Here is a 12,146-nt window from a genome sequence, read left to right on the forward strand (position 1 = left end):
TTTAGGTATAAAAAAAGGATTGACCCTCCCTGTCAAATCCAGTCATCTCTTATCTATTGCCACTCTATCTCATCAGACTATTGCCCAATTAACTACGGATTACATACCCCATCCCTCGCACTGTCTGGATGTATGAGTCATTGCCAGGAATATCAATTTTACCGCGAAGGTAACGAATATAGACATCAACGACATTGGTTTCAACCGCGCCGTTACTGTAGCTCCAAACATAGTCCAGCAGTTCTTCACGTGTCATTACTGTATTGATATGCCTAAGCAGGGTCGATAATAAGGCAAATTCACGATTGGTCAAAGCAATACTCTCCCCCTTACGTATCACTGACCGATTGGCTTCATCTAATATCAGATCATGGTAAGGAGCCTTTTGGCGATAAATCCTTGTTTTTCCGCGAGCAAAGGCTTCTTCTGCCTTTTCCAGTAATTCTTCAACAGCAAAAGGCTTAATCATATACTCATCCGCTAGTTCATCAGTCTTTGATTGGATGCTGGCAATTGCTTCTCGATCGACCATCATCACAATCGGCATGGACTTCTCTCGTCTAATCTGATGCATCAAATCTAAACCATCCTTATCAGGCAGCTTGAGATCAATAAAAATTAGTTCAAAATCCCTTTCCAGAGCCATCGTCAATCCTGATTTTCCATCTTGACTGACTGTGACTTGATATCCCTTTTCTTGTAACCTTAGAGATACTAAACGTGACAAGCTTTTCTCATCTTCAATAATTAGGATTCGTTTAGCCATACTCCTACCTCCATTCGTTTGTCTATCTCTATTTCCGTAAAACAGTGATAGACTCTCCTCTTTCTTTTTACCTATTCACCTTCTTCAGGTTTACTCCGAATCAAATAAGCCTTCCAAGGCAGCAAAGGGACTCTTAGCTGCTTTCTTTTCGTCCTGCAAAGTCTGATACTGTGATTCCGTCAATACAGACCAATCCTGCCCCGATGGCAGAACATCGCTTTCTCTTTCTTCTGGTGTTAAGACCTTGAGCGGAATGTTGAGCAAAATATTATCAACAACACTCTCTTTGAGATCAATCTGATCATCCTCTAAAATTAAAACCAAATCATCCTCAACTAATTCTTTTTGGACCTCAGCTTCTGCTGCTTCTACAAAGACTTCTGATACAAAAATATTTTGATCCAAATAAACTGGCTCCATCGATCGGCTTGACGGAAGAACCAATTGATAAGTTAAATCATAATTCAGTAAAAAGAGGCCTTCATCATAACCAACTAATCCCTTGGCTTTAACGTCTGTGACATCTATAATTTCTGAATTGCGCTTCAATAGCATAGTCTTGATATCCAGTTTTTGATCAAATCGAAGACCATCCGGATTTTTTTTTAATTCTGCAATGTTAAACATAATTTCTCCCAATCGATGAACATAAACATAGGCCTTTCTTAGAAAGTACGACCTACGTATGATATTAGTAATTTTTCCTAATCAAGTCGTTAAGTTGCCTACTCAAAGAAAATCAATACAAGCTAAAAGCTCTGGAAGGTTCAACTGGCTAATAATAAGAGATGAGACTTATATTGATAAGCCTCAGAACATAATCCAGTGAACACTCAGCTATTCTAGATGGGAAAAATTCCATTTTTTCATCTAAAAGATACAGCGCTTGCCGCGATAAAATACTATTTTGATTTTCAAGGAATATCACTCTCACAAAATTGATTGCTCTTAATATAGCAGAAATAGTTTGCAATTTCTTTACAAGAAAACAAAAATCGCCCAACGAGAGCGATAGTTTTGTCATATTTAAGTTAAGCTGCCTCTAGGCGGGCAATCCGCTCTTCAATTGGCGGATGGGTGAAAAATAGAGATTTAACCCCGCCTTTTTTCTTAGGATCATTGATATAAAGAGCTGCACTGGCATCATCAACTGGTTGTTGCATAGGCTGGGATCGATCTAATTTTTTGAGCGCACTAATCAGCCCCTGAGGATTTCGCGTCAGCTCTACTGAACTGGCATCAGCCAAATATTCTCGCTGACGAGAAATAGCTAGCTGAACCAAGCTAGCAGCTAAAGGCGCCAAGATCAGGGCTATTAAAGAGAAAGCCAGCATCAGGACGCCGATACTGCCACCACCTTCACTATCGCTAGAGCGACGTCTGCTACCACCGCCCCACCACATCATGCGACCACCGATACTGGAAATCAGAGTAATGGCACTGGCTAAAGCTACAGCGATAGTTGAAATACGAATATCGTAATTTCTAATATGGCTGATTTCATGGCCGATAACCCCTTCTAATTCTTCGCGATTCATAGCCGCTAAAATACCGCTAGTTGCAGCAACTGCTGAATTTTCAGGTGAGGACCCAGTCGCAAAAGCATTGAGAGAGGGATCATCAATAACAAAGACTCGAGGCATGGGAACTTGTGCTACCATAGCCATATCTTCTACAATATGATAATAGTCAGGATAGTCTCCAGCTGTAATTTCACGGGCATTGTTCATAGACATGACCACATTAGTTGACTGAAAAATCATTGACATAGCATAGATAGTTCCAATAATGAGGGCAATAATGAGACCTCCAAGCAAACTCCCCAACCAGAGATAGCCGACAGCAGCTCCAATAATAGCCAATAGGCTAAAAAACAAGAGCAGAAGGAGAACTGTGCGCCGCTTGTTTGATGCAATTTGTTGATAGAGCATGAGTGTCTCCTATAAGTCGAAATCAACCTTGGGAACAGCCTTTTCCTCTTCAGCTGTTTTTAAAAATTGAGACGGTTTAAATCCAAAGACACCAGCAACTAAACTACTTGGGAAAGTTTGCAGTTTTGTATTGTAATTGGCTGTTGTTGAGTTATAAAGCTGACGTGAGTAAGAAATTTTATTTTCTGTATTGGTTAGTTCCTCTTGCAGCTTTACAAAACTAGCATTGGCTTTCAAATCAGGATAATTTTCCGCCACCGCAAAGATTCCTGATACCTGTTTGGTCAAAACATCACTAGCCTGCATCGCTTCTGCTGGATTCTTGGCCTGGGCTACCTGTGCACGCAGTTCAGAAATTTTTGTTAGAGTTTTTTCTTCATAGGCAGTATAGCCTTTGACAGTCTCAATCAAATTAGGGATAAGATCATTACGACGTTTCAGCTGAACATCGATCTGACTCCAAGATTCCTGCGTCTGCATACGTGAACGTACCAAACCATTATAGCTGACTACAATAAAACCAATAACGATTATAATAACAACTGCTAATATTATCCACAGCATAGATCTATCCTCCAAGTTAACAAGGGAAACAGGCAGAAGCCACGCTCATACCAATCTCAGTAAAATTAAAACTTGCCATCCTTTTTGTGTTACCCTTTTATTATAGCAGAAACCTTAGTAAAAAACAGCTCTTTCAATCGCTATCTTTTAAAAGAAAAAGAGAAGGAATGCCTTTGAGTGTGAGTTTTTAAACCGATAAGCTGTCTAAGTGAATTAAATGATAAAAAAAAAAACAAAAAGACTCAGCATGAGATAAATCAATACTGAATCTTTTAAAATTTTTTGACACTCATCAAATTATAGTTTCCTTTTTCTAACTAAGAAAGCAGCTAAAGTCAGGAAGAGATAGCCAACTACATGATATACCATACTGTCAGAAAAACCTGTTTTAGGTAGTGATGTTGGGTCTTCCTGAGCTTTCTTACTAGTCTTAGCCAGTGATTCTGCAGTTGCCTGAACATAGACAGGCTTTGCAGTCACTCTGCCTTGGACAAAAGATTTAGTAGTTAGAATGTAAATATTCTGATTGTCAAATTGATTTGCATAGGGAGCAGCTGACGATATAAGTGAACTAGATACGTCAGAATCCATGTAAGTATAGCGATACTCCCCAAAGCCTTCAGAAGCAGACGGTCCTATATAGGAAATCTCAGCATGGTCAGCTAGGTATTTTTGAGCATTTTCAGATGATAAAAAGCGAATATCTAAGCCCTTGATACTGTCTGTAAAGGACCAATTGCCATCGGCTGAAGGGTTGATGGTTTTTTCAGATATTATATAGTCAATGATGGCCTGCCGGTTTTCCAGATTGAGCAGCCGTTTTTCAGCAGCATCTCTGACACCAGGGAAATTACCTGTTGCCCGATAGTTGTTGCTGATGACGATAAAAGTTTGATTGGGGTCAATTGGCTGTCCCTGATATTTAAGTTCGCGAACGCGACTGGCAGTCGGATTAACCAATTTTCCTTCGTAGTCATACTTGTTGGGCTGCGTGATATCAAATTTGTAAGTCAGACCATCAATCACATCAAAGTTATAAGAACGATAGTTACTGTTAACCAGCTGCTGAGGTTTGCTGTTGTTTGGATCGATCTGGTTAAATTGTCCAGCAGACATTTCCAGCCATTCCTTGATTTGAGCACCTGTAAGTTTAATGATAGCAGTGACATTGTCATAGAGATAAAGATCAGCAACATTTTTAATAGCCAATGCTCCGGCAGGAATGTCTGTGTAGTAAGTGGCATCGCCGCGCGTACCCGCTTTAAACGGTGCGGCAGCAGAAAGAATTGGCAAATTAGCATCAGCTGTACCAGCCAATTGTTTTTTACCATACCAGAGTTGGGCATTGTTTACAATTTGAATAGACGGATCATCCAGCACTTGAGCAAAGTAACTGTTAATCGGTGCTGTTGTTTGGCCAACCTTTTGGCGAACATAATCTATCGTACCTTGATGCTCTTCTTTAACCATATCAATCAGCTCTTGGGCAGCCACAGGAGAAGTCGTATCAATTTTACGGAGTTTAGACTTGCTGTTAGTTACCTGCCACTTACCCTCTTTGTAGGTCAAAGTCAAATCCATAATACCAAGATGATCACCAAACTTTCCAGCCATAACAACCGGCTTGCCGTTGATGAGACCGTTGATATCATCGACACCTTTGTATTTGGCGTAAAAGCTTGTACCGTCACCATTAGGAAAATCAGCATGTGAATGTCCCGTAGCCACAGCATCAACCCCATCAATGCCAGCTAGGAAATAGCCCTCATTTTCTTCGCCGACTTCATAGTTATCATCACCGATACCCGAATGAGCTAGAACCAAAACGATGTCAGCACCAGCTTCTTTCATGCTTGGAACGATGGCTTTGACTGCTTCAACAGGATCATCAACGATAACCTTGCCTTCAAGATTGGCCTTATCCCAAACTAGAATTTGTCTTGGCAGAACGCCTGTAATGCCGACCTTGACAGTTGTTTGTCTGCCATTTGTATCAGTGAAAACTTTGTTGAGAATGATATAGGGCTGATAATAGTGCTGACCTGTATGAGCATCGCGGACATTGGCATTGACGATAGGGACATCTGATGTATTAACCATACGGTTGAGAAAATCAAGTCCGTAATTAAATTCATGATTGCCCAAAGTTTCAGCATCATAGCCTAATTTTTCAAAGGCCTTGTACATGGGGTGGGTCTGCCCTTCTTTTACAGGATTAATAAGAGCTTTGTAGGTGCCAAATGGGGTTCCTTGAATCGTATCTCCGCTGTCAACAAGGACGATATTGCTATTTTCTTTACGCGCTTTTTCAATAAGCACAGCAGTTTTAGCAAGCCCGACAGTTTGGGATGCCTTATCTTGATAATAGTCGTAGTTGACTAGGTTGGTATGGAGATCAGTTGTTGAGAGAATACGCATGTCAACCGTTTGTCCTTCAACAGGCTCTGGTGTTTTCACAGTCTCTTTAGTTTGAGATGCTGCTGTAACTGGAGGTGCCATTTTAAGCCCTGCAGTATCTGCTTCACTTGTTAGCGTTTCCGAACTTTTTCCAGATGAAGGCACGGATTCAACAGATAAAGGTTGAGCGCTTGTTTTGGCTTGTACAGAAGTTGGCACAGCCGACTCGGCAGCCTGATTAGGAACCCCGCGGCCGTCTTCCTCAGCTATATTGCTACTTGCTGTTGAAGCTACCGCACCACTATTAGCCGAAGGTAATTCATCTGCTTGGACAAGAAGTCCAGTACCACTGGCTGCCACAAAAAGAGATAGTGCTAGCGCACTTTTTAAGAAATGATGTTTAGACATTGTGATCTCCTTTGAAAATAAAAGTAAAGATACACCTCTATTATACAAAAAGAAAGCCTTTTCAGTAAGGAGAAATTAAAAGGGAGTGGACAAAATTCAAAAATTAGAAGGAATTGATTGCCGGCAACTCTCTTATTTTCAGGTATTCGATCTGCTGGAATGGTCTGAACCCCAAAATATCAGCCCATCCTTTTGTTTTTAGAGAGCCATTGCACCTCGAGCTATCGGATCCCACACAGTTAGATGGATCGTATTTTTCGTTTTGTCCTTGTGATAAAAACGTACCTCAACCGTGCGGGGGGATCGTTAAAGATCATTGATAAGAGCAGTGGAGCTAGTCTCATTAGCAACCTTTGTTTTAAGAGTTTATCCAAAAAACATAAGGACTGAACCAGTTTTTGTCCAGACTTTCAAAAGCATTGAAAAAAAGAAAATTTCTCCACCAATAATTCCTTATTTTTACCTATAATCTAAAACATGGTAGAATAGAGCTATTAAAATGGATAAAAGAAGGAAACTGATGACACCTCAAGAATTTTACGAGCAGCTGGCTGCAGCCGGCTTTCCCCTGACAGAACAGCAAAAACAGCAATTTGCGACCTACTTTGAACTCTTGATTGACTGGAATAACAAGATTAACCTAACAGCTATCACTGAAAAAAACGAGGTTTATCTAAAACACTTTTACGATTCCTTGGCTCCTGTTTTGCAAGGCATGGTCACTAATCGTCCCATACGACTTTTAGACATTGGAGCCGGCGCCGGCTTTCCCAGCCTGCCCATGAAAATTATCTGTCCAGAACTTCAGGTGACTATCATCGATTCCCTCAATAAGCGTATTAATTTTCTTGAGACCCTTGCTCAAAAACTCAACATAACTGGTGTTCATTTTTACCATGGAAGGGCTGAAGACTTTGGACAAGATAAGGCCTTCCGAGCACAGTTTGATCTAGTAACTGCCAGAGCTGTTGCCCGTTTGCAAATATTGACAGAGCTGACTGTCCCCTTTCTCAAGGTCAACGGTCATCTCATAGCTCTTAAAGCTGCTGCTGCTGACGAAGAACTCTTACAAGCCAAGCAAGCATTGATACTGCTCTTTGCTAAAGTTACTGATACCCAAACCTACCATCTGCCCAATGGAGATCCGCGAACCATTACTATTATCGAAAAGAAAAAGGAAACTCCAAATAAATACCCTCGCAGGGCAGGCCTTCCAAATAAGAAACCGCTATAAAACAAATCTCATCAATCATGTTTAAACTTTTTAAAAATTTCTCAGTTGCTCAGCGCATTAGCCTAAGCTTCATTTCCACTATTGTGATTGGAAGTCTAATCCTATCCCTGCCCGTCATGCAATACAGCTCTGCTCAAAACACAAGCTATCTTGATCATCTTTTTAATACTGTCTCTATGGTCTGTGTTACCGGTTTATCTGTCTTCCCCATGGGAGAAGTCTACAATGGTATAGGTCAAGTCGTTGCTATGTGCCTAATGCAAATTGGTGGACTTGGGCTTGTCAGTCTGATCGCTTTCAGTTATTACAGTATCAATCGTCACATGTCGCTTAAACAACAGGAATTGCTTCAGTCTTCTATTGGCAATAATTCTAGCGCCGACCTTAAACGCTACCTTTTTCGCATTTATAAGATAACACTGACTATAGAAAGTCTGACCGCTCTTATTTTAATGACAGACTTTATTCCTCGTTTTGGCTGGTTACACGGCATTTTCAACAGCCTCTTTCTTGCTGTGTCAGCTTTTTGCAATGCAGGCTTTGACAATCTTGGCGCAAACAGCCTGCTTCATTATCAGCTCAACTGGACTGTCAACCTAGCCACTGCTTTCGCTATCATATCAGGTGGCCTAGGTTTTCGTAACTGGATGGCTATTGTCGACATGATAAAATCATGGTTGAGCGAACGTCCTCGTCAGTTTCGTTTGGCAAGGCGAAGGCTCTCTGTTCAGACTCGACTGGTCTTAGTCACAACTTCTACCATTCTCATTCTAGGAACTGTATTGACCTGGCTCCTAGAACTAAACAACCCCGCCACTATCGGCAACCTTAGCTTCTACCAGCAAGGTCTCGTTAGCTTCTTTCAGACGGTCACTATGAGAACTGCAGGTTTTGCAACAATTGATTACACACAGGCCGGCAATTCCATCAACTTTATCTTCATGCTTCAAATGCTTATTGGAGGGGCACCAGGCGGGACTGCTGGAGGCCTGAAACTCATTGTCACTGCTATTACCTTCCTGATTTTCAGAGCTGAGCTGTCAGGACAAACTCAAGTCAGTGTCTACAATCGAACCCTTCCTATCCAGCTATTAAAGCAAACACTGACGATCTTAGTCTTTTTCTTTGTCATTCTAATGATAGGTTATGTTAGCCTGTTGGAGCTTGAACCTCATATATCCCCTTTCAAGCTTTTATTTGAGTCCTGCAGCGCTCTAGCAACTGTCGGTGTTTCTATGGACGTGACAAGCCACTTATCTACGGGGGGACGCTGGGTTATCATGGCACTGATGTTTTTTGGACGTGTCGGGCCAATAACAGTGCTCCTGAGCTTGCGACAAAAAAATAAACAAACCATTAACTACGCCCAGACGGATCTAACTTTGGGCTAATGAAAGGAATATTATGTCAGAAAAAATTGTTGGTATTCTGGGACTCGGTATTTTCGGAACTACCCTTGCCGAAGAACTCGCAAGGTTCGGTGAGGAGGTCATTGCCATCGACAATAATCCCGACCACATTCAAGCCATTGCTAATAAGGTCAACAAAGCCATTCTAGGAGATATTACCAATATTGATACCCTGCGGGACGCTGGTATTGACCAATGCCAACAAGTTGTCATTGCTACGGGTAATAGCCTAGATTCTTCTGTCTTAGCGCTGATGAATTGTAAGAAACTGGGTGTCCCTTTTATTGCTGCCAAGGCTCGTAATACGACCTTTGAAGAAGTACTTTATGAAATGGGGGCTAGTCGTGTTATCTCACCCGAACGAGAATCTGGCCGTACCCTAGCCTCCACCATACTGCGCCATCGTATCCAAAATATCTTTCATTTGGAAGAAGGCATTGCTATCATAGAATTCCAACTCCCTGAAAGCTGGCGCAACAAAGAACTTTCTAAACTTAACTTGCGCAGTAAGTATGATATCAATGTCATCGGCTATCGCCCAAAAAAGAATGAGACATTAAAAACCAATCTCCTAGCCGATACCATCTTTCCTGAAGATTCCTCCATTGTCGCTGTAGCTGGTTCCGATACCTTTGAAAAATACGACTATCTGAATGCTCTCAAATAGCCTTCGATACTCACCCGCTCGCATAGGGGCATGTATCACATCAAGGAGCATGAAACAGGCTGAAAATTAACATAATAAGGCTCTATAATTTCTGTAGTGGGCAGAATCCTCACTAGAAACTATAGAGCCTTTTGGCTATCAAATATTTCTTAGAGCTTACCAAAAATCAGCAAATCCGCTGTCAGAAAACACTAGGAAAAGCCCCCTAAGTACTAAAAAGTAAACCCGATATATCATTCTAACTTACCATTTTTGACTGTAAAAGGTTACTGCCAAGGATTATAAAAGCGGCCATCATTAGCAAAGATAAGTAGAAAACTGATCAATAATAGAATAATGGCCAAAAGCAAGGTCCACCAGTCTCCGACTGTCATTTTTTGAGCGCGGTACCAAGTCCGCTTCTTATATTTTCCAAATCGGCGCAGCTCCATCGCAGTTGCTATAGTATCAATACGCTCCAAAGAACCCAAAATTAGGGGGATAACAATTTGCAAATTCCCCTTAATACGACCGATAAGGCTTGCTTTCTGGGACAATTCCAAACCACGCGCCTCCTGTGACAATTTGATCATACCAAACTCTTCCTGAACATCAGGAATATAGCGCAGTGTCAAGCTCACTGAATAGGCAATTTTATAGGGAACTCCAATACGATTTAAGCTGGCTGCAAATTGACTGGGATGAGTTGTCATCAAGAAAAGAATAGCTAGAGGTACCGTACAAAAATATTTCAAAATCAAGTTTAAAAGATAAAATAGTTCTTGACTCGTTAGATAAAAGCGCCCCCAGCCAGCCAGTAATATTGTCTTACTCCCATAGAGCTCCTCACCATAAGAAGGGGAAAAAAGATAAACCATTACAATATTAAATAAAGCAATGAGCATAACAATAAGCATGACAAAGGAGACTTCCGACCACTTAATTCTAGCCCAGCGAAAAAGAACAAGTGCCCCCAAGCCAACAATAGCAATCAAGCGAGTATCGTAAGTTGTCATACAGGCGATGGACACCAAAACAAAAAATAAGAGTTTCGTACTACCTGACAACCGGTAGAGAAATCCTGTTCCCTCATGATAGCCTATCAATTTATCTGCCATAGTACGCCCCCTTACGCTGCCGATAAAATTGTGTCAACGAACCAGCATCTACCCTCATCATCTGAGCCAGATGAAAAATGCTAGTCTCTTTCAGATTAGCTCGAGCAATCAGTTCCCTATCTGCTAAAACCTCAATGGGAGATCGATCGGCAATAATTCCGCCATCAGCAATAACAAGGCAGCGGTCAGAATAGTCCAGCATCAGCTGCATATCATGTGTAATCATAACAACCGTACGCCCTGCCTGATTAAGCTCATCAAGAAAGTCCATAATCTCAGTATAATTTTTCATGTCCTGACCAGCCGTAGGTTCGTCTAAAAAAATAATCTCAGGATTAAGGATTAAAATCGAAGCGATCGTCACCCGTTTCTTTTGACCGTAGGATAAAGCCGCAATCGGCCATTTGCGAAATTCATACAGACCGCATATCTGAAGCGTCCTTAAAACAAGTGGTTCAATCTCTTCTTCAGACATATTGCGCAGGCGCAAACCTTTAGCAACTTCATCAAAAATCATAGTTTCGCTAATCATCTGATTAGGGTTTTGCAAAACATAACCTATCCGACTAGCACGCTCTTTAATAGAGTCACCTGAGATATTTTGCCCCTGCCAAATTAAGTCACCATCTGCCGATACAAATTTCGTCAAAGCCTTAGCTAAGGTCGATTTCCCTGCACCATTTTTACCAACAATCGCGATACGTTCTCCCTTATGAAAGGTAAAATTGACATCTTTCAAGATCGGATTCTCAGCTTCATAAGCAAACTGGAGTCCTTTAACCTCAAGCAAGGACGCTTGTGAAGTCGGCCGTACATGTTCCAAAGGGCTGCTGCTGTAAGCTACCCCTGATAAATCAATATCTGAAAGCCTTGACAGACCTTTGACCTGACTGATATCCATTCCCAATTGACGCAAAACGGTAATGTACGGTGGTTCACGAATACCGTTATCTGTTAATAGGGGAGTGGATAGAATCTCATCTGCGGAACCGTCAAAAAGAATACACCCGTCATTAATGAGAATAACCCTATCGACCGGGCGATATAGAACATCTTCCAAACGGTGTTCTATAATGAGACTAGTCGCTCCTGTCTCATTATGAATCTGATCAATCAAATCAATAGTATCTTGTCCCGACTTGGGGTCTAAATTTGCTAGGGGTTCATCAAAAAGCAACACAGGACTCTCATCAACAAGAACTCCCGCCAAGCTGACACGCTGTTTCTGCCCGCCAGATAAATCCTGCGGCCTATGATTGAGCAAATCAACCAAGTCTAATTTCCCAGCCCAGTTATGTACAGTTTGAACCATCTCGCTCTGAGGCATACAATCATTTTCAAGAGCAAAAGCTAGATCTTCCGCTACAGATAAACCGATAAATTGTCCATCTGTGTCTTGCAAAACGGTACTGACTAAATGGGATTTATCATAAATAGAGAGCTCAAAAGCATCTTGACCATCGATAAAGACCTGACCAGAGTGTTCTCCTTTGTAAGTATTTGGAATAATCCCATTAATAACTTGAGCCAAGGTGGACTTCCCTGAGCCTGACGGTCCTACGATTAAGACCTTTTCTCCCTTGTTAATTGATAGCGTAATATTTTTTAGCGTTGGTTCCGTTTGTGCGTCATATTTGAAAGAAAAATTTTCAAACTTAATCAACTGCTTCACC

General features: G+C 41.4%; 10 protein-coding genes. 3 read left to right on the top strand and 7 right to left on the bottom strand.

The window, feature by feature from the left end; genetic code table 11:
* Window positions 1–88: 88 nt before the first annotated feature.
* From AC4HAL_RS05855 to AC4HAL_RS05875, 5 genes are all read right to left on the bottom strand, one after another.
* Window positions 89–766: a response regulator transcription factor gene (locus tag AC4HAL_RS05855; protein ID WP_447452753.1), complete on the bottom strand. Its 678-nt coding sequence runs from the start codon at window positions 764–766 to the stop codon at window positions 89–91.
* Window positions 767–856: 90 nt separating this feature from the next.
* Entirely contained in the window at window positions 857–1,393 is a 537-nt protein-coding gene (locus AC4HAL_RS05860; protein WP_491093398.1) for a YceD family protein, read from the bottom strand.
* A 404-nt stretch (window positions 1,394–1,797) separates the two neighbouring features.
* Entirely contained in the window at window positions 1,798–2,697 is a 900-nt protein-coding gene (gene htpX, locus AC4HAL_RS05865; protein WP_491093399.1) for a zinc metalloprotease HtpX, read from the bottom strand.
* A gap of 9 nt (window positions 2,698–2,706) precedes the next feature.
* Window positions 2,707–3,261, bottom strand: coding sequence for a LemA family protein (locus tag AC4HAL_RS05870; RefSeq protein WP_491093400.1), 555 nt, complete (start codon window positions 3,259–3,261; stop codon window positions 2,707–2,709).
* Between the two features lie 297 nt (window positions 3,262–3,558).
* Window positions 3,559–6,066 (bottom strand): bifunctional 2',3'-cyclic-nucleotide 2'-phosphodiesterase/3'-nucleotidase, encoded by a 2,508-nt coding sequence (locus AC4HAL_RS05875; RefSeq protein WP_491093401.1) that lies wholly within the window; start codon window positions 6,064–6,066, stop codon window positions 3,559–3,561.
* Between the two features lie 520 nt (window positions 6,067–6,586).
* Here AC4HAL_RS05875 and rsmG point away from each other — a divergent pair.
* From rsmG to AC4HAL_RS05890, 3 genes are read left to right on the top strand one after another with little or no spacing between them, the layout of a single operon-like run.
* Window positions 6,587–7,300, top strand: coding sequence for a 16S rRNA (guanine(527)-N(7))-methyltransferase RsmG (gene rsmG / locus AC4HAL_RS05880; RefSeq protein WP_491093402.1), 714 nt, complete (start codon window positions 6,587–6,589; stop codon window positions 7,298–7,300).
* Window positions 7,301–7,317: 17 nt separating this feature from the next.
* Complete coding sequence (locus tag AC4HAL_RS05885) at window positions 7,318–8,691, top strand: TrkH family potassium uptake protein (RefSeq protein ID WP_491093403.1); 1,374 nt, start codon at window positions 7,318–7,320, stop codon at window positions 8,689–8,691.
* Window positions 8,692–8,704: 13 nt separating this feature from the next.
* Complete coding sequence (locus AC4HAL_RS05890; RefSeq protein WP_491093404.1) at window positions 8,705–9,376, top strand: potassium channel family protein; 672 nt, start codon at window positions 8,705–8,707, stop codon at window positions 9,374–9,376.
* Window positions 9,377–9,642: 266 nt separating this feature from the next.
* Here the strand turns inward: AC4HAL_RS05890 and AC4HAL_RS05895 are convergent, their stop codons facing one another.
* Window positions 9,643–10,473, bottom strand: coding sequence for an energy-coupling factor transporter transmembrane component T family protein (locus AC4HAL_RS05895; protein WP_491093405.1), 831 nt, complete (start codon window positions 10,471–10,473; stop codon window positions 9,643–9,645).
* Entirely contained in the window at window positions 10,463–12,145 is a 1,683-nt protein-coding gene (locus tag AC4HAL_RS05900; RefSeq protein ID WP_491093406.1) for an ABC transporter ATP-binding protein, read from the bottom strand. The genes AC4HAL_RS05895 and AC4HAL_RS05900 overlap by 11 nt, the downstream gene beginning before the upstream one ends.
* Window position 12,146: the final 1 nt, after the last annotated feature.

The organism is Streptococcus sp. ELY_125 (assembly GCF_058314535.1).